Raw genomic sequence first — 23,748 nt, 5'->3', positions numbered from 1 at the left:
GCCCCTTTCGGACCGACGCGCATGCTCCTCGACAAGAACGTTCCCCTCGCGAGCGCCTGGAACACATGGTCCGACCGGCCGGCCGAGATGGTGTTCCTGCCGCTCGGAGTGAGGATCGCCCCGGTGCTTTATTCGGCGAAGGCGAAACATGCGACCACCATCTGTCCGCCGAGCGAGATCCGCTTCGGACAGCACGATCTCGGCGGCGGGCGGATCGAGTTCGAGACGGTTCATGCGGATACCCGCCTCGCCTTCGCCTGCGAGCGGCCCGAAGCCTTCGTGCTTCGCGGCGGCTGGGAGCGTCGCGAGGCCGGGGAATGGGGCCTGCGCTACTGGGTCGTACTCTGCATGAGCGCGGAAGACGGCGCGACGATCCGCTACAACGCGGCGGCCGGCGCGGCGGTGGTGGAGGTCGGGGGCCGCTTCGTCGCCTTGGCCTCGGCGGATGCGCCGGCGCTGGTGACCGGCCACGACAGCGTCGCGGATCTCGTGGCCGACATGGACGCCAACGGCTATTTCGACAAGTCGAGCCGCAGCGAGGCGGCGAAAACTCTCGCGCTCCGCTTCAATCTGGAGATGATGCCGAACCAGCGCTTCGCGGCGGCCGTCGCCGACAGCCGCGAACTCGCCGTCGCCAAGGCGCGGGCCGCGCTCGCCGCGCCGCCGGCGACCGAGGCGGCGCCCCTGCAGGCGGGCCGTTTCGCCGGCGCGCTCGACGCCGTGCGCGACGTCCTCGGCTGGAACACGGTCTACGACCGCGCGGGCCGCCGCGTCACCACGGCGGCGAGCCGCATCTGGAACCTCGGCGACGCCGTCTGGTACAACGACCAATGCTTCGCGGCCCTGATGGCGGGCATGCTCGACCCCGCCCTCGGCCGCCGGAACTTTTCGGTCGCGATGGGCAGCGCGACGCCGCAGGGCAATATCGCCTGCCTCGTCAATCCGAAGGATGCCTGGGTCGACCGTAGCCAGGCCCCGCACGGCGCCTTCATCGCCTGGACCATGTACCTGCGCAGCCGCGACCGGTCCTTTCTCGCCGAAATGTTCGATCCGCTCGCCCGCAACCAGCTCTGGTGGCGCGAGGCCCGCGATCCCGACGGCAGAGGGCTCGTCTCTTGTGGAACCTCCGATGTCGGCGACGCCATGTACAAGGGCACGGCGTTCGGGGCGCGGAACGAGACCGGCATGGACAATTCGCCGACCCATGACGAGGCCGTCTACGATCCCGCATCGCGCAGTCTTTCCACATTCGACGTCGGGCTGAACTCGGCGCTGGCGCTCGATGCGGAAATGCTCGGGCTCATCGCCGACGAACTCGGGCGAAAGACGGAGGCTGCGAGGTTCGCGGCGCTCGGCCAGGACACGCGCACCCGCATACGAACCGAGCTCTGGGACGAGACGCGCGGCCTGTTCGCCAACCGCCAGCGGGGCGGCGGCTTCGTGCGCAGCGTCTCGCCGACGAGCTTCTTTCCGCTTCTCTGCGGTGCGGCCGACGCCGCCCAGGCGCGACGTCTTCTCGATCATCTCGCCGATCCGGCGATGTTCGGGGGCGCCCTGCCGCTGCCAAACGTGGCGCGGGTCGATCCGGCCTATGGCGAGCAGATCTACTGGCGCGGCCGCATCTGGCCGAACGTGAACTTTCTCGTTTGGCAGGGCTTGCGCCGCTACGGCTTCGAGGCCGAGGCGGCGGATCTCGCCGCGAAGAGCTTCGCGCTGTTCCGGCAGTCCTGGGACGAGCGCCGGCTCTGCGGCGAGAACTACGGCGCGGAAACCGGCGAGATCGACGATCGGCCGGGCAACGATCCGTTCTACATCTGGGGCGCGATGCTGCCGCTGATGGCGGTGGCGCAGGTCATGGACATCAGCCCCTGGAACGGCTGGGAACTCGTGAACGACGGCGTGCCCGCCCGGCTGGGGCCTGTCGAGAGCCCTGTCGGGCCGGTGACCGCAACGGTGGATGGCGGCCTTCTGACGCTGTCGACGGAGGCCGGGCTCCTGTTCGCGACAGGGGCCAGGGGACGGTTGCGCCGCGTCCTCGTCGAGCGCTCGATCGTCTCGGTGACTCTGGCGGACAGCCAGGAGGCCGGCGCCCTCTTCCGGCTGGGCCCGGAGCCGTCGAGCCGCTTCATCGCCGCCCGCCTTGCCGGACGCGAGATCGAAACGCGGATCGAGAACGACTGCCGCATCGTCGATCTCGCCGGCATCGCGGCCGGATCGCGCCTCGACTGGCATCTCGCGCCCGAAGCCGCGTCATGACGGATCGACCGGCACGCTGGTTCCGCGAGCCCGCCCGGCCGTTCCGCACCGCCGCCTTCTGGTTCTGGCATCGCATTCCGACGGAGAGCGAGATCGTCGGGCAACTCGCGGACATGCGCGACAAGGGTATCGGCGCGATCATGATCCAGGCGCGGCCCGCGCTCGACCGCCGCGCCTACCTGTCGGACTCCTATCTCGCCGCCTACCGACGAGCCTGCGTCGAGGCAGGCCGGCAGGGTCTCGGCATCACGATCTACGACGAGTATGGCTGGATGTCGGGCCATGGCGGCGGGCGAACGGTGGAAGGCGCCGACCATCTGCGGGAGCGCCATCTGTTCTGGACGAGCGGTCATCCCGCCACCGACCTGACGATCACCGACATCCGTGCGCCCTTCTTCGAGTTTCTCGGCGACCTCGGCCGGGATTGGCTCTATGACGGCGGTATGCCCCGATGGGACGACTGGCGATCGGTGCTCGCCGTCGCGCATCCGAGGACGATCGCCGACGAAGGCGACATCCGCGTCCTCGGCAATGTCGTCCGCATCGAGACGATCGGGCCCGCGTCCTGCCGCATCGCCGTCGAGCCGGCGCAGGTTCCCGACGACTGGCTGGTCACCGTCTTCGCCTCCGCCCGTTGCCGGACGTCGCGCCTCGTCAACTATCTTCTCCCGGACGCCGCGACCCGCTTCGCCGAAACGGTCTATGCGCCCCTCCTCGATGCCGCTGGGGGAGCCGCCGAAAGCGTCTTCTTCGACCATCCCCATGCCGGCTTCTACGTCTGGAACGAGCACGCGGGGAATCTCGGCAACAGCCTCCTGTCGGACGGACTGCCTGCCGCCTTTGACGATGCCGCCGCTCTTCTGTCGCTCGCACGCGATGTCGGTCCGCGCACGGCATCGCTGCGGGCGGGCCTCCTCGAAACTTATTCGCGACGGATGCACGACGCCTTCTTCGGCACCCTGTCGCGCTGGACCGGAGAGCGCGGCGTCGGCTTCACGGGCCACGAACTCCTGACCCATGTCGGCGGCTGGACGTTGCATGGCGGCCTGAAAGGGTTCGATCCCCGCGCGATGCCGGGGGTCGACTATTTCGGCATCGACGCCTACCGCACGGAAACCGCGGCAGACGCCGCCGACTACGCGCCGCAACTCAGCGCCAGGCTCGGCGACAGCGTGGCGCGGGCGAACGGCCGCAAGCGCTGCACGGTCGAGCAATATTCGACCGGGCGCGACACCGGCATGCCGGCGTTGGCCGGCCAATGGGGACTGACGCCGGAGCGTTTCCGGGCGCAGGCGATCCGGCACATCCTGACCGGCGCCCGCCGCATCGTGCTTCACGCGGTGAACGTCACCGACGGCTTCGACGACGACGACCGCCTCCTCGCCAATCCGCGCTTCGATTTTCCTCCGGCCTTCAATTTCGAGCCCTGGTGGGAGGACTGCCCGGCGATCTTCGCCGAGCTCGCCCGGCTCTCGGCCTTCCTGGAGGAGGGCGAACCACTCCGACCCGTGGCGCTGCTCTATCCGCTGGACACCATCCGCGCAGAAGGCCCGGCGCATCCTTGCGGCGAGGTGTTTGGGCGCTGGGCGCAGGCGCTCGCGAATGCGGGGATCGGCTACGACATCGTCGACGAAGCGACGCTTGCCGCCGCCCTCGAACCGGAGCGCCGCTACGAGACGCTGATCCTGCCGGCCGTCACATCGCTCGCGTCGTCGGCGGCCATCAAATCGATGTCCGGCTTCGCGAAGCGGGGCGGCCGCATCCTCGCCTCCGGCCGGACCTGCGCGCGGGCGGGACGGGATGCCGTGGCCGAACCATCGGAGCCCGCTTCCTGGCTCGCCTCGGATCGGGAGGGCCTCATCCGCTACCCCGACAGCTCGGTGGAGGCGATCACCGCCTGCATCGCCGCCTTGCCGCGCGTCCGGCCGGAGGTCCGCTTCGAAGACGGGGATACGACGCGGTGCTCGGTCGCCCTCTGCGGCGACGCCTGGCGGATCGCAATCTTCAACGATGCGGCGACGCTCCGTCATGTGTTCGTGGAAACCGGCGTTGCGTCTTTCGAAGTTTCCATCTGGGCGCCGGATGCGGCAGAGGGTCTCGCGGCGGTCGAGCCGGCGATCGACGGCACCGGGTTCTCGCTTCCCATCGGCGCTCAGCGCGCATTCTGCCTCACGATCCGCGAGGGCGTGCGCCACGAAAAGGGGCGAAAAACACCGACGAGCCCCGTGACGGTTCCCGCGGAGCTTGTCTCACTCGTTCTCGCCGATGGATGGACGCTCCAGATCGCCGGCGGCGATCCGGTGCCGATTATGGTCGATCGAGGCTGGGAACAGCAGGGCTTCTCAGGCTTTTCGGGCACCGGTCTTTATCGGAGGAGCGTCCTGCTGCCGCAAACGGCGAGGCCTCTGGCTTGGCGCCTCTCTCTTCCCAAGGTGCATGAAACAGCGGATCTACGCGTCGACGGCGTTCCGCTCGGCCGCCACATCGCGGGCGACGCTTCGTTCGCCCTGCCGCTCGACTTGGGCTCGGAATTCGAGATCGAATTGCGGGTCCGGAATACGGCGGCCAACCGCTATTATTCCGACACAGCCTTCGGAGGCCCTGCCTCCTTCCCCTCCGGCCTCGCCGCCCCGCCACGCCTGATCGCCTCGACGCCTGATGCGCGCAGTCATGGACGGCGCCGTTAGGACGATTGCATCCCAGTTTCCGCTCTCGGAAAACATGGTCGATGACCGCAACACGGTGGTTGCCGACACGGCATAGCAGTTCGACGGGGCGCTTCGGATTTCCGCTGATCTGCGACCTCGTCCTCTCGCCTCCGGCCGCGTCGGAATGAGAAGCCGCGCGGGAGTGCCCTCGAGCCTTTGCGCTGGAGCGACGACCAGTTGCGATCCACGCTGCACCGCGTGCGTATGCCCCATGCCGACGAGTATCTCGGCCCTCGCTATTCGCTGCCGTTCTTATGCCATGCCATCAGGGACGCGTTGATCATGGCGCATTACTACCTTCAGCAGCGTATCGCGGGATTGGCTGACGCTCGCCGGCGGCTTCGGTCTCGCCCTGCCGCGTCCGCTCGGCCGGATGGGCGGTGTCGGGGCGCCGCTGAAGCTCGGCATACGCCCGGAAAAACTGCGGCTTGCCGCGCCGGAGGCGGCCATCGTCGCCGGCACGGTCGCGGCGGTCGAGTATATGGGAGAGAACGCCCATATCCATGTCGCGACGCCGGCCAGCGAAACGCTGGTGCTGAAGGTCGACCGCCTCGGCTCGCTCGCGCCCGGCCAGCCGGTGCATCTCGGCTTCGATCCTGCCGATGCCCGGATCTTTGCGGCCGAGACGGGCCTGCGTCTCGCCGCCTGAGGCGGGCGGGCGCCGGCGTGACGGAGCCCGTCCGTTCAGCGTGCCGAAAGACTTGCGAAGAAGCGCTCGAAGATCGGGTCGAAGGCGTCCGCCCGGTCCCAGAAGGGCGCATGACCGGAATGATCGATCGCGATCGTGCGGCCTTCCCATAGATTGGCATAGGGCCGGCTCGCGACATGCGCGAGATCGACGAAAGGCTCGTCCTTTCCGTTCACGACCGCCAAGGGCAGGCCGGACGTCGCGACGATCGCCTCCTGGTCGTCGCCGGTTCCCGCCACGAAGGCCTCGAACATCATGCGCCGGGCGCGCCCGTCGGTGCGCGCGACGACATCGAGCAGGAAAGGCTCGAAGGGCTCGCCGCAGGTATGGCGGGCATAGGTCTCGACATCCTCCGGCGTGAAGACCTCCTGGCCGGCGAGGCCCATATGCGGGCTCGGGATGAAGCCCTGCCCGACCGTCGCCGTGTTTACCGGCGGCGTGCCGGTGATCATCAGGCCGAGCAGGCCGGGATAGCGCGAGATCATCTCCAGGCCGATATGGCCGCCGAGCGACCAGCCGAAGACGCCCGCCCGCTCGATCCCGAGCAGGGAGAGAAGCTCCACCATCGCTTCGGCATAGCCCTCCATGCGGTAGGTCCGCTCCGGCGCCATGGCATCCGCCGAATCGCCATGACCCGGAAGGTCCGGGGCGATGAGCCGGAAACGCCGGCCGAGCGGTCCTTTCAGCTGGTTGCGGAAGATCGCGCCGGACGATGAATTGCCATGGATCATCAGCACCGGCAGGCCGTCCGACTCCGTGTCGCGCAGAGCGATCGCCCCGTGGCTCGTGTCCACCATCCGAGTTTGGCCCATTCCGCTTGTCCCTCATCGTGCTTCGAAACCTGCCGATCCGGCAGGCGTGCTTATGAAATAATCTTTTCAGATCGTATGCAATGAGGTTAGCTTGTCGATATGCCGACGAAGCGCGGCGCCGTTCAACGAGGAGAAGAGACCGCCATGCCAAGCTTCGTCAACCGCCTCCTCGCCACCACCGCGCTCCTCGCGGCCTTGGCGGCGCCGGCGGGCGCCGCCGTGGTGAAGATCGGCCTCCTTGCGCCGCTCACCGGCCCGGCAAGCGCCGACGGCCAGGAATTCCAGCGCGGCGCGCAGCTCGCCATCGACGAGATGAACAAGGCCGGCGGTCTGAACGGCAACACGTTCGAACTCGCCGTCGGCGACGTGAAGGATCAGTCGGCCGGCAACGTCACGAGCGCCGTCGAGCGTCTGCTCGGCGACCCCGCCGTGCATTTCATGCTGACGGGCTATGCGAGCCTCACCAATTTCGAGATCGACAACATGGCCGAGGCGGAGATGCCCTACATCCTCGCGGCCACGTCGCAGCAGACGCGCGACATCATCGCGCCCAAACCCGACGACTATGCCTGCTGCTGGTCCTGGACCCCGTCCTTCGACGCCTACAACACGGATGTTCCCGGTTTCGTCGAGACGCTGGCGGCGGAGGGCAAGGTCCAGCTGCCGACCAAGAAAGTGGCGATCGTCTCCTCCGACAACGCCTATTCGAAGACCATCTCCGAAGGCATGAAGAAGACCTTCGCCGAGAAGGGCTGGACTCTGACCGTGGACGAGCTCGTTCCTTTCGGCGAGGTGACCGACTGGCGCGCGATCCTGGCGAAGATCCGGGCCGACGTGCCCGATATCGTGATCAACACCGACTATCTGCCGGGCAATTCGGCCTCCTTCCTCAACCAGTTCCTGGAACAGCCGACGAAGAGCCTCGTCTTCCTCCAATATGCCCCGAGCGTGCCGGAATTCGTCCAGCTGACCGGCAAGAAGTCGGACGGGGTGATCTACAATCTGCTCGGCGGTCCTCTGACGACGCCGAAGAACCCGCGCGCGGCCGAGGTCGCCGAGAAGTTCAAGGCGGCCTACGGCGTCGAGAGCGGCACCTACGGCGTCGCGCTCTACGAGATCGTCAACGTCTATTTCGACGCGCTGAAGAAGGCCGGCGACCCGGCCGACCACGCGGCCGTGATGAAGGCGATCGCCGAGACCGACAAGCAGACCGTCGCCGGCCGCCTCAAGTTCGATCCGGCGACGCATCTCGCCATGCAGGGCGACGACTACATCCCCCTCACCTTCTTCCAGATCTTCGACGGACAGCGTCGGCTGATCTCGCCGCCCGCCTATGCGACGGACGCGTTCCAGCCCCAGCCCTGGACGAAATAGACGCGTGGCGCTGTTGGAGATCGAGGACGCCGCGAAGGCCTTCGGCTCACTGAAGGCCGTCGACGGCGTCACGCTTGCCGTCGAGGCGGGGCGGGTCCAGGGCATCGCCGGGCCGAACGGCAGCGGCAAGAGCACGCTGTTCAACCTCGTCACCGGCATTCCCTTCGGGCCAGATCGCGGGACGGTGCGGCTGGAGGGCCGGCCGATCGAGCGCCTGCCGGCGCATGAGATCGCGCAGGCCGGCATCGCCCGCACCTTTCAGCGCGAGACGAGCTTCGACGGTCTGACGGTCTTCGAGAACGCCCTTGTCGGCGCGACATTCGGCGGCCGGCGGAAGGCTTCGGCCCCGGCGCGCGAGGCAGCCGCGAACGCGCTCGGGCTCGTCGGCCTCGCGCCCGCGACCTTCCCGCGCCTGGCGGGCGAGCTCTCGGTCTTCGAACGCAAATGCCTGATGCTCGCGACGGCCTGCGCCATGAGGCCGAAGCTCCTTCTTCTGGACGAGCCGGCTTCCGGCCTGACGCGGCCCGAGATCGAGGCCTCGATCGGCCTCATCCAGGGTATCGCAGCCAGCGGCGTCACCATCGTCCTCATCGAGCACGTCCTCACCTTCCTCATGAGCCTTTCCGACCATCTCGTGATCCTGAACGGCGGGCGGGTGCTGGCGAGCGGCAGCCCGCGCAGCGTCATCGCCGATCCCAAGGTCGTCGAGGCCTATCTCGGCACGCGCAGGCCCGCGGCATGAGCGCCGCGCCGCTCGAGATCGAGGACCTCGTCGCCGGTTACGGGCGTGTCAGCGTTCTCAACGGCCTGTCGATGAAAGCCGGCCCTGACGGCAATGTCGGCCTGTTCGGCCCGAATGGTCACGGCAAGACGACGCTTCTGCGCACGGTGTCCGGCCTCGTGCGCCCGCGCGCCGGCCGCATCCGCTTCTTCGGCGAGGACATCACGCCGCTCTCGCCCCGGGCGATCGTGGAGCGTGGGCTGATCCATGTGCCGCAGGGCAACCGGCTCTTCCCCGATCTCTCCATCGCCGAATGCCTGGCGCTCGGCGCCTGGACGAAGCGCGCGCGGGCGGGCGAGAAGGAGAACCGCGAACGGGCGGCGGCGATCTTCCCGCGCCTTGCCGAGCGCTGGCGCCAGCCGGTGCGCACGCTCTCCGGCGGCGAGCGGCAGATGGTCTCGATCGCGACCGGCCTGATGGGGGCGCCGCGCCTTCTCCTCCTAGACGAGCCGACGCTCGGCCTCTCGCCGAAGCTCAAGGAGGAACTGGCGGCGGCGGTGCGCGCGATCTCGGAGGCCGGCGTGCCGCTGATCGTCGTGGACGAGGATGTCGAGCTGCTGCTCGGTCTCGCCAGCCATCTCTTCCTGATCAATCACGGCGCGGTCGGGGCGGAGATCCGGCCCGGCGAGACGATCGGCCATGACGCGATCATGGCCATGTATTTCGGGCATTAGGGGACGCCATGCAGCCGCTTGCGGAGATCGTATTCGGCGGGCTCTTCCAGGGTTCGCTCTATGCCATGATGGCGGTCGGCCTCGCCCTCGTCTGGACGACGATCGGGGTCTTCAACTTCGCCCATGGCGCGCTGATGATGCTGGGCGCCTATCTCGCCTGGGCGCTGACGGCGGCCGGGCCGCCGCTCGTCCTCGCGCTCCCGGGCGCGATCGTCCTGATGGGCGGGGCCGGCTGGCTGCTTCAGGCCGGCGTGGTGCGCCCGCTGATCGGGCGGCCGAACCTCGTCCTCGTCGTGGTGATCACGACGCTCGCGGCCGGATCGCTCGTCGAGAACGGCGTGCTCCAAGCCTTCGGGCCGCGATCCAAACAGCTGCCGCCGCTGATCGAGGGCGGCATGACGATCGGCCCGATCGGCGTCTCGCTGCATCAGCTCGCGATCATCGTCGCCACGCCGCTGATCCTCCTCGCCCTCTGGCTGTTCCTGACGCGCACGCGGCTCGGGCTCGCCTTGCGCGCGGTCGCGCAGAACGAGGACTCGGCGCGGCTGGTCGGCCTCAACGTCACGGCGCTCTACGGCCTCGCCTTCGCCCTTTCGGCGGGCCTTGCCGGGCTCGCGGGCATCTTCATCGGCGGCTATCGCTTCATGTCGCCGGCCATGGGTGGCGATCCGCTCCTGAAGGCGCTCATCGTCGTCGTCTTCGGCGGCATCTCCTCGATTTCCGGGCCGATCTTCGCGGCCTATCTGATCGGCTTCCTCGAAGCCTTCTCCAACTACGCCTTCGGCCTCTACTGGACGCCGGCCATCCTCTTCGCCGTCTTGATCGCAACCCTCATGGTGCGCCCCGAAGGGCTCTTCGCGCCGCGCATCGGAAGGTTCGCATGAGCGCCCTCGGTCTCGTCTCGCCTCCGGCGTCGGCCACGTCGCTGCCGCGCGCGCCCGGACGATTTCCCGCCCATCTCGAAGCGCTGGCCTTCGCCGCCGGCTTCGCGCTCCTGGCCCTCCTGCCGCTCGTCGTCGGCGGATCCTACGGACGGCATGTCCTGATCATGGCGTTCATCTATGCCGTCGTCGCCTCGAACTGGGATCTGAGCCTCGGCTATGGCGGCATCTTCAACTTCGCCCATCTCGCGCTCTTCGGCATCGGCGTCTATGCCTATGCCCTCCTGACCAAGCTCGCCGGGATCGAGCCCTGGGCGGCGCTGGCCCTGTCGGGGGTCCTGTCGACACTCGCCGCCGTGCTCGTGACGGTGCCCATCCTGCGGCTGAAGGGCATCTTCATCATTCTCGTCACCTTCGGCTTCGCTCAGCTCGCGATGCAGGTGATCCTCAGCCAGTCGGACCTCACCGGCGGCACGCAAGGCATCGTGCGCATCCCCTCGCTGACGCTCGGCGATCACAACATGATCCGCGACAACAAATTCGCCTATTTCTATCTGGCGCTCGGGCTCCTTGCCGCCTCGACGGCGGTCTTGCGCCTCGTCGTGCGCTCGCGCTTCGGCGCGGCGATCGTCGCGCTGCGCGACAACGAGGACTATGCCGTGGCGCGCGGCCTCTCCGTCGCGCGGCTGCGCCTCGTCACGATGGCCTCGAGCGCCTTCTTCACCGGCGCGGCCGGTGCCTTCTACGCCGCCTATCAGCGCAACGCCTCGATCGACGTCTTCGGCATGAGCCTGTCGACCGTGATCCTGTCGATGGTGCTGCTCGGCGGCACCGGAACGATCTACGGCGCAATCCTCGCCTCGTTCCTGCTGACGCTGTTTTCGGAAGCGATGGCGGATTTCGGCGCATGGCGGCCGATGATCGTCGCCCTTCTCATCATCGGCGTGATGCTGGCCTATCCGGCGGGCCTCGCCGGCCTCGTCAAGGCGGCGGCCGGGCGCGCCGGCCGCCTGATGCGACCTACCTGACCCCGCACCAGTCGAGAACGCTGGCAGCGATCACCTTCGCCGTCTCCCGGAGCGAAGCGATGTCGACATATTCGTCGTCCCCGTGGAAGCCGTCTCCGGAGGGTCCGAAGATGACGCCGTCGACGCCGGCTCCCGCATAATGCGCGGCGTCGCAGACGGCGACGAAGCCCCGGATCTCCGGCGCCTTGCCGAAGGCGGACTTCCGCTTGACCAGCGAGGCGACGAGCGGATGGTCAGGCGGGGTGTCGAGCGGCGGGAAATGCAACCCGCCGAGCTCCCACTGGATCGTCGGCGGATGGGCGCGCAGCCAGGCATCCGTCTGCGCGAAATGGTGCACGAAGGCCTCGAAGTCGCGCCGATACTCGGCGGAGGTCTCGTCGGGCAGGAACTTCATGTCGAGATCGAGAACCGCGATGTCGGGGATGATCGCCGGATTGGTCATCACCAGCGGCAGCCCGTCCTCGCCGAGGCCCGCGCCGGCGCGCATCACGCCGACATTGATCGTGTTCATGCCGGGGGGCAGCAGCGGATGCGAGCGAGCCCGCGTGCGACCGGCTTCGTAATGGCGCAAGGCCTCGATGAAGCGGGACGCGAGTTCGATCGCGTTGGTGCCGGGGTCGAGCCGGCCCGGCGTCGCCGCCTGCGGATAAATCTCGTTGTAGCGCCAGGCAGAATGGGCGGCGCGGCCGCGGATCGTGACGCGCGCCCATTCCAGCCCGCCCTCGGCCGGCAGGACGTCGCCCCAGGTCGGCTCGGCGACGAGCACGGCCTTGGCGAGATGCCCCTCGCGCACGGCCGCCATCGCGCCGAAACCGCCGGCTTCCTCGTCCACCACGGCATGGATGGCGAGGCGGCCATCGAGTTCGACGCCCGCCTTGCGGATGGCGCGGGCCGCGGCGACGCAGGCGGCAAGTCCCCCCTTCATGTCGATCGAACCGCGACCATAGAGACGCCCGTCCCGGATCTCGCCGCCGAAGGGATCGACGGTCCAGCGCTTACGTTCGCCGACCGGCACCACGTCGACATGGCCGCAGAGGATGAGGCTGCGCTCCTCCGAGCCCGGCCGGTCCGCGATGAGGTTCGGCCGGCCGGGCAGCGCCTCGGACAGCCGCGTCGAGAAGGTCTCGGCGTCGAGCACGCGCGCCAGATGCGCCTGCAGCTCCGCCTCGCGATTGATGGCGGGATCGGCCTGGAACTTCGGATTGACGGTCGGGATGCGGACGAGTTCGGCGGTCAGGCCGGTGACGAAATCCGGCTCCCGGTCGATCTCGGCGATGACGGCGGCCAGGATCTCGGGGGATGCTTCAGGCGCGGACATGGGACACCTCGTCGGTGGTCAGGGGAAGGGTGAGGGCGTGGGCCAGACGCTCCGCCCAGCGCGCGATCGCGTCGGGCGAGCCGAGAAGATCGTTGCGCACCTCCACGAGAACGGCCGGATAGCCGCGATCCGTGCCGTGGACGGGAATGGCGTAGTCCTCGTCGCGATCGATCCGGTAGGGCTCGTTCTCGCCGATCTCGAGGTCTGGTTCGGCCCGCAGGGCGTCGAGGACGGTACGGCCATAGGCTTCGGGCGGCTCGAACAGGACGCCCGCATGCCAAGGCCGCGATCGCCCGAGAAAGACGGGCGTGAAGGAATGGATCGCGGCGAGCCGCGTTCTGCGCCCGGCGGCGTCGCGCGCGTCGAGAAAGCGGGCGAGCCGATCGTGGAACGGCGCGAAGACGAGACGGCGGCGGCGCTCCCGCTCCTCGGCGTCAAGGTCGCGATTGCCGGGAATCTCGGTCGCCTCCGACAGGACGGGCATCGAGGACGGCACGCCGAAGGGACGGTTGAGATCGACGAGGAGGCGCGACAGCGTGCCGAAGAAGGCCGGTGCGTCCAGGCGCCGCGACAGGGCTTCCGTCAGCGCGCCGGCGCCAATGTCGTAGGCGATGTGGCGCTCGAACTCCGCCGCCGGCAGGCCGAGCGTGCCGTAGCCGGGCGGCAGGCGGTTGCCGGCATGTTCGCAGACGAGCACGATGTCGCTGGAGCCGCCTTCGTTCAGGCTCTCCACCGGCGCGATCGCGTCTCCGGCGCCCGGTGCCGCCATCAGTAGAGCATCCGATAGGTCTCGCAGACGGCGGCCTGATCGAGCCCGGCGACGGCGGCGCGTTCCGCGTGGCGGACGGCAAGGAAGCTCGCCAGGAGATCGGGCGAGAACCAGCCGCGCGCCACCTCGTCCGCTTCCAGCGCGGCGAGCGCGGCGGCGCAGCTCTCCGGCAGGCGGGCGAGCCCCTTCTCCGCGCGCTCGGCCTCGCTCATCTCGGCGGGATCGCCGGCGACGACGGGCGGGGCCGGAAGGCCCGCCCGCAGCCCTTCCAGCCCCGCCCGCACGAGGGCGCCGAGCGCGAGATAGGGGTTGGCGAGCGCATCGGCCGCCCGGTACTCGACATTGAACTGGCCGGCGGGGTCCCGGCCGCCGAAGGAAACGGTCGGGCAGATGCGCAGCGTCGCTTCCCGGTCGCGCTCGCCGAGCCAGGTATAGGACGCGCTCCAGTTATGCGGCTTCAGCCGGTAGTAGGACGGCTCGGCCGGCGCGGTGACGGCGGTCAGCGCCGGCAGATGGGCGAGGATTCCGGCGAAGAAGGCACCGCCCCGGGCCGACAGGCGGCCGGGTCCCGCCGGATCGAAGCCGGCGGGCCGGCCCTCCGCATCGACGAGGCTTATATGGATGTGGACGCCGTTGCCGACGCCGTCCAGCCCCGGCTTCGGCGTGAAGCTCGCGCGGCGGCCGAGGTTGCGGGCAAGCTCGCGCACCATCTCGCGCAGGACCACGGCCCGGTCCGCCGCCGCGAGCCCGTCCGCCGGGGCGAGCACCGCCTCGAACTGATTGGCGCCATATTCGGCGAAGGCGAGTTCGGGTTCGACGCCCGCCTCCTCCAAGCCGGCAAGGAGACGCGGCACGAAGGGATCGGCCTCGCGCAGGGCCGCGAAGGAGAAGGCGTGGTTCGCCGCGCCGGACTGCGCGCCGTCGAGCTGGAACTCGTGCTCGAAGGCGGCGAGGAGCGACAACCCGGTCTCGGCCTTCAGGAGGGCCAGCGCCTCGCGCAGGAACTGCCTTGGGCAGCAGTCCCAGGGCTTGCCGTCGAGAGTGACGATATCGCCCATCACGAGGTCGAAGCGCGTCGGGCTCGACGTCTTATCGGTCGCATAGCGTGCGGCGAGATCGGGTAGGATGCGCAGATCGCCGATCGAGCCGAAGGGATTGGGATCGGCGATCGTGTTGAAGGCGGTGAGACAGAGATTGGCCGGCACCCAGCCGATGCCGGTGCCGCCCCCGCGCGCCAGCCGCGCCTCGGAAACCGGACGGCCGCGCGTGATCGCGGCGAGATCGGTGGTGACGAGCGTCGCCAGACCCGGCACGTCGCTCATGCCGCGACCTCGTCCGCCAGGCGGTGGAACCGTTTCTCGACCTCGTCGGTGCCGGCGAGCCAGCAATAGCCGCCGAAGGCCTTCAACGCGTGCGCATGCCGCTCCGGCGAGGGCGCGGCGCAGGCATCGGCGACGCAGGTGACAAGATAGCCGCGGTCCGCCCCGTCGCGCACCGCCATGTCGACGCACTGGTCGGTGAGGACGCCCGCAACGACCAGGTGGCGGATGCCGAGATTCTTCAGAAGGTAGTCGAGATTGGTCGAGTTGAAGACCCCGGAGGAGGTCTTCGGCAGGAGGATCTCGTCTCCGACCGGCGCGAGTTCGGCCACCGGCAGGGCTTCCGGCGCGTCCGGGCCGAGATGGATCGGTGTCAGCTTGTGGTCGAGCGAGCGATCGCGCCCGTCGCGGGTGAGGCTGCGGATGATCGTGTGCAGCACTTCGACGCCGGAGGCACGGGCCGCGTCGAGCAGGCGCCGCGCGTTCGGCACAGCGCGCTCGCGCGTTTCGCGGTAGAAGTAATGGTCCGGTCCCCAGTCGGCATGGTCCGGGTCCAGGCCCGGCTCCAGCCAGACCCGCTGCATGTCGACGAGAAGCAGCGCCGTCGCGCCTTTCGCGAAGGGTGCGTCGCGTCGCGTCGCCTCAAATGCCATCGTCCCGTTCCATTCTTTCGTTCTGCGGGCCGGCGCCGATCGTCACCCCGTTCTCGGTGCGCACGCGCTCCAGCGCCTCCATGCGCCGCCGCTCCTGACCCTTGGTATGGCCGAGGGCCTGGGCGACCAGCGCCTCCATCTGGGCGACCGCCGGCGCCAATGTGTCGAAGGGCGAGCCTGCCTCCCCTTCGGCGATCAGCGTCACCTCCGCGACCTCGGCGATCGGCGAGCGCCAGGGATCGGTGAAGAGGATTACCGGCACGCCCCGGCCGGCCGCCTGCCGGGCGAAGGCGACGACGTCCGACTGATAGCGGCGATAGTCGAAGACGATCAGAAGGTCGCGCCGCCCGAGATCGACGAGCCGGTCGAATTCGTCGCCCGTCAGCCGCCCGAGATCGACGACGCGGGGGCGAAGCTGCACGAGATAGCTCGCCAGCATGCCGGCGACATTGCGGCTGAAGCGCCCGCCGAGCACGAAGACTTCGCCCTTCGCCTCGAAGAGCAGCCGGCAGGCGCGGTCATAAAGCTGGATCGGCACCAGGCTTTCCGTCCGCTCCAGCGCGGCTCCGACGGAGCGCAGATAGCGTGTGACGCCGCTGTCGCCGCTCAGGCTGTCGCGCTTCGCCTCCATCATTAGCAGGGGCGACTGGAGGCGCGCTTCCACCTCCGCCAGAAGCCGTGCCTGAAAGGCCGAAAACCCGTCGAAGCCGAGCTTGGCGACGAGACGGACGACGGTCGGGTCGCTCACCCCCGCGCGGCGGGCGAGGCTGGTCGCGGTGCCGAGCCCGGCGACGGGATAGTCGGCGAGCACCGCCTGCACGACCTTCTCCTCCGACGGCGTGAAGCGCAGGTCCGAGTGCGTCAGCAGATCGCGGAGCGATGACGGAGCGGCCGGGTCCGCCGCCTGTCCCTCGTGAAGCGGGCTTTTCATTCTCGCATCCATACAGCCGATCTGTCGAATTTCAAACAATCAGCGATGCATGATGCAGGCCTCATGTTTCGTCGCGGCTTCCGGCGTTCAGCCGACCTGGAATTCGGGATCGACCGGCACCTGAAGAGCGGTGACGAGAGCATTCGTCTGCGAAGCCATCGCCAGCACGGCCAGGAACTCGCCGTGCTGGCCGTCCGTCAGGCCTTTGGCCCTCGCGGCGGCGGTGTGGGAATGGACGCAATAGGGGCAGGAATTGATCGTGGAAACGGCGATATAGACGAGCTCCTTGGTCAGGGGATCGAGTTCGCCGGGCGCAATCATCACCGCCTTCAGCGAGGCCCAGGTCCGCTCCAGCACCTCGGGCTGGCCGGCCAGCGCCCGCCAGAAATTATTGACGAAATTCGAGTTCCGCGTCGCGCGGATGTCGTCGAACACGGCCTTCACGCGCGGCGAGGCCTCCACCTCGGCATCGGTCCAGAGCTTGGCGGTCGCCATCGGCGTCTTCCCTTCATCGTCTCAATGGACGGAGGCATACATGATCCGCTCCTCGCTCGCCTCCTGCGGCGAGAACTCCTCGACGACGCGTCCCTGCCGGGCGACGAGGATGCGGTCGGAGAGGGTCATGATCTCCGGCAGGTAGGAGGAGATCACGACGACGGCGAGCCCGTCATCGGCGAGCTTCTCGATCAGCGCGTGGATCTCGGCGATGGCCGCGACGTCGACGCCGCGCGTCGGCTCGTCGAAGATCACGAGGCGCGGCCGCTGCACCAAGCCCTTGCCGATCACCACCTTCTGCTGATTGCCGCCGGACAGTTCCACCACCCGCGCATCGGCGTTAATGGAGCGGATGGCGAGGCGCTTGCCCCAGTCCTCGGCGAGCGCCGCCATCTCGGCGCGGCTGACGAAGGTCGAGCGTTTCAGGCCCGCCGCCATCAGGCCGGAATAGAGGTTCTCGGCGATCGACATGGTCTCGAAGAAGCCTTCGAGCTTCCGGTCCTCGGTGACGTAGACGATGCCGTCGCGCATGGCCGGACGCGGCGTCGAATAGCGCACGGGCCGCCCGTCGAACTCGATCTCGCCGCCGCGCAGGAAATCGCGCTTTAGGACGCCCGCGACGATCTTCGCCGTTTCCGTGCGGCCGGAGCCGACGAGGCCGAAGATGCCCGTCACCTGTCCCTCAAAGACGGAGAAGGACGTGTTCTTCACCATCGCGCCCATGGACACGTCCTGGACGGAGAGGATCTTGCGGCCGGGCGGGCGCACATGCCCGTCAGGCCCGCGCTTGGCACCGGTATTCTCCGCCCCGCCTTTTTCGGACAGGGTGCGGCCGACCATGGCCTGCACGATCGACTGGCGGGTGAAGCCGGCGGTCGGCCCGGTCATGACCGTCTCGCCGTCGCGCATCACGGTGATGCGGTCGGAGAGGTGCAGCGCCTCCTCCAGCGCGTGGCTGATGAAGACGACCGCGACGCCGCGTGTCTTCAGCCGGCGGACGAGCGCGAAGAAATGCCGCTTCTCCTCCGGTGTCAGTGTCGCGGTCGGCTCATCGAAGATGATGACGCGCGCCTTCAGGCGCACGGCGCGGGCGATCTCCACCATCTGGCGCTTGGCGGCGCCGAGCGTCGCGACCGTGGCGGAAGGATCGACGGTGAAGTTCAAGGATTGCAGAAACTGCTGCGCGGCGATGGTGACGCCGCGCAGGCGGTTCAGGAAGCGCTCGTCGCCGAGATAGAGGTTCTGCGCGACCGTCATGGACGGCACGAGGCTCGTTTCCTGGAAGACCATGGCGATGCCCCGGCGCAGCGCGTCGGCCGGGCCGGCGAAGCGCACCGGCTCGCCGCTGATCAGCATCTCGCCCGAACTCGGCTCGACCACGCCCGCCAGCATCTTCGTCAGCGTCGACTTGCCCGCCCCGTTCTCGCCGAGCAGCGCATGGACCTCGCCCTCGCGAAGATCGAAATCCACGTCCTTCACGGCGGCATTGCCGCGATAGCTCTTCGATATGCGGCGCATCTCGACGAGGGCGCTCATGGCGCGTCTCCCACAGGCCCGAGATCGAGGACGGCGTCGCCGCCCTTGGCGGCGGCGACGAGCCGCCCGCCGGCCTCCACCGCCGCTGTGACGCCGTGGCGCGTGCCGTCGGCGCGGCTGTGGAGGCTCGCCACCGGCTGGAGATCGGATCCGAGCCGTGCGACGAGGCCGTAGGAGCGGCTCGGCGCCCAGGGCTTCTTCACGCCCATGGTGACGACGCCGCCGCTCTGCAGCGGTTCGAGAAAGCTCGCGCCCGAGCGCAGCGCCGGCACGATCCAGTGGCGGCGATCGATGCTGGCCAGCATGTCGTCGCGATAGGCGGGCTCGGTGAGGACGAGCTCCACCAGCCGGTTGCGCGGGGCGAAGAGCGCGAGCCAGGCGCCGCCGCCCGCCGCCGGCGCGAGCCGGCCGGGATAGCCGGGCAGGCGCTCCAGCACCGGCCGCGCCGCCGCCCCGCCCGTCGCGGGCAGGCGCAGAAGGCGATGCCGCCAGGCCTCCGAGACGATCAGGCTCCCGTCGCGATCGAGAAGCAGGCCGGCGGGCCAGGCGAGGCCCTCGGCGAGACGGGACGGCGCGCCGCCGGAAAGCTCCACCCGCCAGACCGAGCCCCCGGCGCGCCCTTCCATGAGATCGACCGCCCAGTCGCCGGGCCCGTGCCGGCGCGAGCCCTCGGCGACGAAGATCACGCCCGGGGCCCCGGCGACGATCGCGGTCGGGCAACGCCAAGCCTCCTCGCCGAGCGCGGAGAGATGCCAGCCGTGACGAGGCCCGCCCTCGCAGCGGATCGTGCCATCGGCGAGCCCCGCGACGAAGCCGCCCTCGGGCAGCGCGGCGAGCGCGGTCACGGGCGCGGCGAACCGCGCGACCGGCACCGGCGCGCCACCGCCGAGCGCGACCACCTCCGGTCCCGAGGCGACGAGGAGCGTGCCCTCCGCCGTGACGGCGAGGCTGTCGGGCTCCTTCAGTTCGGCGAGGAGCGCCGCCTCGTCCAGCGCCCGGTTCGGCTTGAAGGCGCCGTCGAGCGGCGGGATCGTGACGGTGCGGCCGCGAAAGAGATCGAGAACCCGGTCGAGCGCCCTCATGCCGCGCCCTTCCAGTAGGAGGCCATGCCGGTCCAGGCCGGGTCGGCGCCCGGCAGCTTCAGCCGTCCGATCCGGTTGTTGAGGATGCCGCCGATATAGAGATAGCCCTTGTGCTCGCGCATCGAGGTGACCATCGGGTGGCTCTGGCCGGTGAGATCGGCCAGCGTGTCGACGATCCGCCCGCTCTCGTCGAACTTCACGACGCCGCCGGTGTTGATGTTCGGGAAGAGCCAGTCGTCCGGCGGCAGGCGGCGCGTCATGCGCTTGCGGAAGGCGGGATGGCGCAGCGACAGGTCGAAGCTCGGCGTGCGCAGGCCGAGCCAGGCCATCCAATAGGTGCCGTCCGAGGCGCGGTTGATATTGTCGGGATAGCCCGGCATGTCGCGGATGACGCATTCGAGCCGGCCCGCCTTCGGCCCCTCCAGCCAGTAGCGATGGATGGAGCAGGCCCAGGATTCGGCGATGAGGATCGAGCGCCCGTCATGGGCGAGGCAGACGCCATTGGCATAGCGCAGGCCCTTCAGCACCGTGCGGGTGCGCCCCGACCTCGGATCGTAGACGAGGAGGCGGCCGGTCGGGCGGCTTTCCACCGAATCCAGCGCCCAGTCATGCGCGTCGTAGCGCGTGGTGGAATCGGTGAACCAGATCCGCCCGTCCGGCCCGATGTCGCAGTCGTTCGGATCGCGCAACCGCGCGTCGTCGACGACCGAGAGGAGCGAGCGCTTCGTCTCGGTGGAAAGCTGCGTCACCGTGCGGTCGGGCGCGATGGAATAAAGGCCCATCGCCCCGACGCAGGTCTTGATCGAGCCGTCCCTGTCCATGGCGAGGCCGAGCGGGAAGCCGCCGATATGGGCGAAGACCTCCTGCCGCGTATAGTCGGGCGCCAGCCAGCGCAGGATCTCGCCATGGCGCGTGCCGGCATAGAGATTGTCCTCGGCGTCGAGAATGACGTCTTCCGGTCCCTCCACCGTGCCGAGCGCGATGGCCTCGGCGCCGGCCAGCCGGTCGTCCAGCGCATAGGGCGTGCCGGAGCCCGGCTCGGCCGAGGGCGCGGCGCCCATGCGGTGGTGGACGGGCGCCACATAGACCTCCGCCAACACCTTGTGGCGGTTCTTCAGCCAGCGGATGTCGAGCACGACGGCAAGGCCCAGCATCAGGCCGAGGATCATCTGGTTGGAGCCGGTGCCGAAGCCGAGACGGATGAGGCCGTTCACCGTGACCAGCACGGCGACCGCCCCGATCAGGCCCTTGGCGATCGAGCCGCGCCCGCCGCCGAGGCTGTTGCCGCCGACGACGGCGGCGGTGATCGCCATCAGCTCCAGCCCCGCCCCCGTGCCCGGCCCGACGCCGGACAGGCGCGCGGCGAGGAGGAAGCCGGCGAGCCCGCAGCAGAAGCCGGAAAAGACATAGGTGAGGAAGACCGTGCGGCGCAAATGGATGCCGGCATTGTAGGCCGAGCGGCGCGAGCCGCCGACCGCCGAGATGTGCCAGCCGATGCGCGAGCGGCTGATCATCACATGGGCGAGCGCCGCGAAGAGGGCGGCGAAGAGCGCGCTGACGGGCAGGCCGGCGAAGGAGCCGGTGCCGATCCAGTCGAAGCCGTCGTTCATCACGGACGACATCTGCATGGACCGGCCATGGGCGACGATCAGGATGTCGAAGAGCGAGCGGCCGATGATCAGCGTCACCAGCGTCGTCAGGAAGGCGCGCAGGCGCAGGTATCCGACGAGAAAGCCGTTCACCGCGCCGAAGGCCGTGCCGACGGCGAGCGAGGCGAGGCAGGCCGCCCAGGCCGGCGCCTCCCCGACATAGATCGTCATGACGGAGGCGAAGACGGAGAGCGCGTAGATCGAGCCGACGGACAGATCGATGCCGCCGCCGAGCATGACGACGGTCAGTCCGACGACGACGATCAGAAACTCGCCGAGCTGGCGCACCGTGTCGAGAAGGCTGCCCGGCGAGAAGAAGCCGTTGATGGCGCTGCCGAAGACGGCGAGCACCACGAGGAGGAAGAGAAAGGGGACGAGGTTGTCGGTCCAGCGCTTGGTCAAGACCTCGCCGATCAGATGATCGGGCACGGCATTGTAGCGAAGGCGCGACAGGGCCTCGGGAACTCGCATCGATCGGAAACTCGCGGCGGGAGGAGCCATGCGGACAGAGCCGAGGCCGGCGGAGCGCGCCCCGCCGGCCTCGGACGGAAGAAGCGCCCTTACTTGGCGGCGGCCTGCTCGGCCTGGATGTCCTTGAGGCTCCAGCAGCTGTCCGGCTTGAGGTCCGCCTTCGTCGTCGCCTTTTCCAGCGTATAGACCCAGGTCTTGGCGGCGCCCGGCTTCACGCCGCTCTGAAGCATGTATTTCAGCGTCGCGACGACGTCGCGCGACTGGTTCTTCACCTCCGTCATGACGACCGCGCCATAGGTGCCGTCCTCGATCGCCTTGCAGGAGGCCGCCTCGCCGCCGCCGGTGGTGACGAGGAAGACCTTGCCGAAGAGCCCGGCGTCGCGGATCGCCGCCGCAGTGCCCGTCGCCGTGCCGTCCCAGAAGTCGATCACGCCGCAGACATCCGGATTCTGCTGGAGGAGCGTCGTCGCGACGCTGCGGGCCGTGTTCGTGTCCCAGTTGGAATCGGGCTGGCCGACGACCTTGAAGTCGGGATGATCCTTCAGAACGCTTTGGATGCCGGCATATTGGTCGAGGCTGGAGGAATTCACCTGATCGCCCTGGATGAGGCCGATCTTCTTCGTGGATTTCGCGCCGCAGCCCTTCACGACGGCCTCCGCCTCCAGCTGGCCGAGCCGGTACCAGTCGGAGCCGAAGAAGGCGTCGGTCGGGTAGTTCGTGCGGTTGTCGATCTGGAAGACGTAGATGCCGGCCTCCTGCGCCCGCTTGAACAAGCGCGTATAGGACTGGAGGTCGGGGGCGTGGACGATCATCACGTCCGGCTTCTCGGCCGAGGAGATGAGGTCGGTGATCGCCTGCGCGCCCGCGGCGATGTCCCAGTTCGGGTCGCGCGTCTCGAAGGTGCCGCCGAAGGCCTTCACCTCGCTGCCGATGTAATGCGCCCAGCCCTGCGCGAGATCGAAGCCCATGGCCATCGGCACGAGGACGACGCGCTTGCCATCGAGCGCGGACTTGTAGGCCGCGGGGCCGGGATCGCCGGTTTCCTGCGCCGGGGCGGCGGCCGCGAGGCAAAGGGCGGCGCAGGTGCCGAGCACGAAGGTCAGAAGCTTTTTCACGTCCGTCTCCCATCGTCGCGGGCTTCGCCCGGACAGTCGTCTTCGAAGGGTTCAGATGTCGCCCTGCTGGCCCGTCTGTTCGTCGCGCGGGTTCAGCCGGCTGTCGAGGATCAGGGCGAGCAGCAGGATCGAGGCCTTGATGAGGTTCTGGTAGATGTTCGGCAGGTTGAGGATGGTCATGCCGTTCAGCATGATGCCGATCAGCAGCGCGCCGACCACGACATTCTTCATGCCGCCCTTGCCGCCGGACAGGCTGATGCCGCCGATCACGACGACGAGGATCACGTCGTAGAGAAGCGTCGAGTTGACGACGCGCGTGTTGATGCTCTGCAGCCCGGCGGCGGTGACGAGCCCGGCCGACCAGGCGAGCAGCGCGCTGACGACATATTGCCCGACGATCATCGGGCGGAGCGGGATGCCCATGGTGCGGGCCGTCTCGACATTGTCGCCGATAAGATAGACATAGCGCCCGTAGCGCGTGAAGCGCAGCACGAGCGCCGCCACGAAGGCGAGCGCGGCGAAGATCACCACCTCGATGGGAAGGCCGGCCAGCCGGATCTGTCCGAGCTCCAGAAGAAAGCTCGCGTCGCGCGGCACGGCGACGGCGTCCTGCCCGATCAGCTGCGAGCGCACCACGCCGAAGACGAAGCTCGCCGAGGCGAGCGTCGCGAAGACCGGCGGCACGTCGGCATAGGCGATGAGGAAGCCGTTGGCCGCGCCGACGAGGATGACCCCTGCAAGGACGACGAGCGTCGCGCTCAGCGCCCCAAGGCCGGAATTCATCAGTTCGAGCTGCCAGGCGGTGCCCATCGCCATCACGGCCACCATCGACAGGTCGATGCCGCGCCCGATGACGACGATGCCCATGCCGACGACGAGAATGCCGAGGATGGCGATCGAGCGCAGAATTCCGACGAGATTGTTCGGGGCGAGAAAGCCGTTCAGCGTGACGCTGAACGCGACGAAGAGCACGACCGCGAAGGCGAGAACGATGCGTTCCTGCGTGAACCAACCGCGATGGCGCAAGGCTTTCATTCCGTTCGACCTCACGAGAGCGGATCGAGCCTCCACGGTGTTCCGCGATGCTCCTGGTCGTCGGGTGCCGACATGGCCACCGCGACTCCGCCTTCCCATGACGAAGCAAAAAGCCGGGCGTCGTCAAGCGATCTGTCAATGAATCGACATAATTCTCGGGATGCGCTCGCCTT

The 23,748-nt window shown here is 68.8% G+C and carries 20 protein-coding genes; 8 read left to right on the top strand and 12 right to left on the bottom strand.

Annotation, left to right across the window (positions count from 1 at the left end; all coding sequences use genetic code 11):
• The first annotated feature begins 21 nt into the window (after nt 1-21).
• The 3 genes from IEY14_RS11850 to IEY14_RS11840 all read left to right on the top strand — a co-directional run bounded on the left by IEY14_RS11850 (nt 22) and on the right by IEY14_RS11840 (nt 5,613).
• The gene (locus IEY14_RS11850) at nt 22-2,256 is read left to right on the top strand and encodes an MGH1-like glycoside hydrolase domain-containing protein (protein ID WP_188908665.1); all 2,235 of its coding nucleotides are present in this window, start codon (nt 22-24) and stop codon (nt 2,254-2,256) included.
• On the top strand, nt 2,253-4,943 hold the full coding sequence (locus IEY14_RS11845; RefSeq protein WP_188908663.1) for a carbohydrate-binding protein: 2,691 nt from the start codon (nt 2,253-2,255) through the stop codon (nt 4,941-4,943). The genes IEY14_RS11850 and IEY14_RS11845 overlap by 4 nt, the downstream gene beginning before the upstream one ends.
• A 394-nt stretch (nt 4,944-5,337) precedes the next feature.
• Nucleotides 5,338-5,613, top strand: coding sequence for a TOBE domain-containing protein (locus IEY14_RS11840; protein WP_188908661.1), 276 nt, complete (start codon nt 5,338-5,340; stop codon nt 5,611-5,613).
• A 35-nt stretch (nt 5,614-5,648) separates the two neighbouring features.
• Here the strand turns inward: IEY14_RS11840 and IEY14_RS11835 are convergent, their stop codons facing one another.
• The gene (locus tag IEY14_RS11835; RefSeq protein WP_188908658.1) at nt 5,649-6,464 is read right to left on the bottom strand and encodes an alpha/beta fold hydrolase; all 816 of its coding nucleotides are present in this window, start codon (nt 6,462-6,464) and stop codon (nt 5,649-5,651) included.
• 144 nt (nt 6,465-6,608) lie between these two features.
• Here IEY14_RS11835 and IEY14_RS11830 point away from each other — a divergent pair, with 144 nt between their 5' ends.
• From IEY14_RS11830 to IEY14_RS11810, 5 genes are read left to right on the top strand one after another with little or no spacing between them, the layout of a single operon-like run.
• Nucleotides 6,609-7,838, top strand: a complete 1,230-nt coding sequence (locus IEY14_RS11830) for an ABC transporter substrate-binding protein (RefSeq protein ID WP_188908656.1) — start codon at nt 6,609-6,611, stop codon at nt 7,836-7,838.
• Nucleotides 7,839-7,842: 4 nt separating this feature from the next.
• Nucleotides 7,843-8,580, top strand: coding sequence for an ABC transporter ATP-binding protein (locus tag IEY14_RS11825; RefSeq protein WP_188908655.1), 738 nt, complete (start codon nt 7,843-7,845; stop codon nt 8,578-8,580).
• The gene (locus IEY14_RS11820) at nt 8,577-9,293 is read left to right on the top strand and encodes an ABC transporter ATP-binding protein (RefSeq protein WP_188908653.1); all 717 of its coding nucleotides are present in this window, start codon (nt 8,577-8,579) and stop codon (nt 9,291-9,293) included. The genes IEY14_RS11825 and IEY14_RS11820 overlap by 4 nt, the downstream gene beginning before the upstream one ends.
• An 8-nt stretch (nt 9,294-9,301) precedes the next feature.
• Nucleotides 9,302-10,177 carry a branched-chain amino acid ABC transporter permease gene (locus tag IEY14_RS11815; protein ID WP_188908650.1) on the top strand — a complete coding sequence of 292 codons (876 nt, stop codon included), beginning with the start codon at nt 9,302-9,304 and terminating at the stop codon, nt 10,175-10,177.
• A complete protein-coding gene (locus IEY14_RS11810) occupies nt 10,174-11,202 on the top strand; it encodes a branched-chain amino acid ABC transporter permease (RefSeq protein WP_188908647.1) in 1,029 nt (342 codons plus the stop codon). The genes IEY14_RS11815 and IEY14_RS11810 overlap by 4 nt, the downstream gene beginning before the upstream one ends.
• Here the strand turns inward: IEY14_RS11810 and IEY14_RS11805 are convergent.
• The 11 genes from IEY14_RS11805 to IEY14_RS11755 all read right to left on the bottom strand — a co-directional run bounded on the left by IEY14_RS11805 (nt 11,195) and on the right by IEY14_RS11755 (nt 23,566).
• Complete coding sequence (locus IEY14_RS11805; protein ID WP_188908645.1) at nt 11,195-12,520, bottom strand: M20 family metallopeptidase; 1,326 nt, start codon at nt 12,518-12,520, stop codon at nt 11,195-11,197. The genes IEY14_RS11810 and IEY14_RS11805 overlap by 8 nt on opposite strands.
• A complete protein-coding gene (locus tag IEY14_RS11800) occupies nt 12,507-13,289 on the bottom strand; it encodes an N-formylglutamate amidohydrolase (protein WP_188908644.1) in 783 nt (260 codons plus the stop codon). The genes IEY14_RS11805 and IEY14_RS11800 overlap by 14 nt, the downstream gene beginning before the upstream one ends.
• On the bottom strand, nt 13,289-14,611 hold the full coding sequence (locus IEY14_RS11795; RefSeq protein WP_188908642.1) for a type I glutamate--ammonia ligase: 1,323 nt from the start codon (nt 14,609-14,611) through the stop codon (nt 13,289-13,291). The genes IEY14_RS11800 and IEY14_RS11795 overlap by 1 nt, the downstream gene beginning before the upstream one ends.
• A complete protein-coding gene (locus IEY14_RS11790; protein ID WP_188908640.1) occupies nt 14,608-15,261 on the bottom strand; it encodes a cysteine hydrolase family protein in 654 nt (217 codons plus the stop codon). Before IEY14_RS11790 ends, IEY14_RS11795 begins: the two co-directional genes overlap by 4 nt.
• Nucleotides 15,251-16,192 carry a MurR/RpiR family transcriptional regulator gene (locus IEY14_RS11785; RefSeq protein WP_188908638.1) on the bottom strand — a complete coding sequence of 314 codons (942 nt, stop codon included), beginning with the start codon at nt 16,190-16,192 and terminating at the stop codon, nt 15,251-15,253. The genes IEY14_RS11790 and IEY14_RS11785 overlap by 11 nt, the downstream gene beginning before the upstream one ends.
• Before the next feature lie 87 nt (nt 16,193-16,279).
• Nucleotides 16,280-16,687 carry a carboxymuconolactone decarboxylase family protein gene (locus tag IEY14_RS11780; RefSeq protein WP_188908636.1) on the bottom strand — a complete coding sequence of 136 codons (408 nt, stop codon included), beginning with the start codon at nt 16,685-16,687 and terminating at the stop codon, nt 16,280-16,282.
• Nucleotides 16,688-16,708: 21 nt separating this feature from the next.
• Nucleotides 16,709-18,223, bottom strand: coding sequence for a sugar ABC transporter ATP-binding protein (locus tag IEY14_RS11775; RefSeq protein ID WP_188908634.1), 1,515 nt, complete (start codon nt 18,221-18,223; stop codon nt 16,709-16,711).
• The gene (locus IEY14_RS11770) at nt 18,220-19,305 is read right to left on the bottom strand and encodes an SMP-30/gluconolactonase/LRE family protein (protein WP_188908632.1); all 1,086 of its coding nucleotides are present in this window, start codon (nt 19,303-19,305) and stop codon (nt 18,220-18,222) included. The genes IEY14_RS11775 and IEY14_RS11770 overlap by 4 nt, the downstream gene beginning before the upstream one ends.
• Complete coding sequence (locus IEY14_RS11765; RefSeq protein WP_188908630.1) at nt 19,302-21,425, bottom strand: ABC transporter permease; 2,124 nt, start codon at nt 21,423-21,425, stop codon at nt 19,302-19,304. Before IEY14_RS11765 ends, IEY14_RS11770 begins: the two co-directional genes overlap by 4 nt.
• An 89-nt stretch (nt 21,426-21,514) precedes the next feature.
• Entirely contained in the window at nt 21,515-22,540 is a 1,026-nt protein-coding gene (locus IEY14_RS11760) for a sugar ABC transporter substrate-binding protein (protein ID WP_244639452.1), read from the bottom strand.
• Nucleotides 22,541-22,591: 51 nt separating this feature from the next.
• Nucleotides 22,592-23,566 (bottom strand): ABC transporter permease, encoded by a 975-nt coding sequence (locus IEY14_RS11755; protein WP_373288974.1) that lies wholly within the window; start codon nt 23,564-23,566, stop codon nt 22,592-22,594.
• Nucleotides 23,567-23,748 lie beyond the last annotated feature (182 nt).

The organism is Aureimonas endophytica, from assembly GCF_014642635.1.
GTDB classification, from domain to species: domain Bacteria; phylum Pseudomonadota; class Alphaproteobacteria; order Rhizobiales; family Rhizobiaceae; genus Plantimonas; species Plantimonas endophytica.
This window is presented reverse-complemented; position numbering and strand designations above follow the sequence as displayed.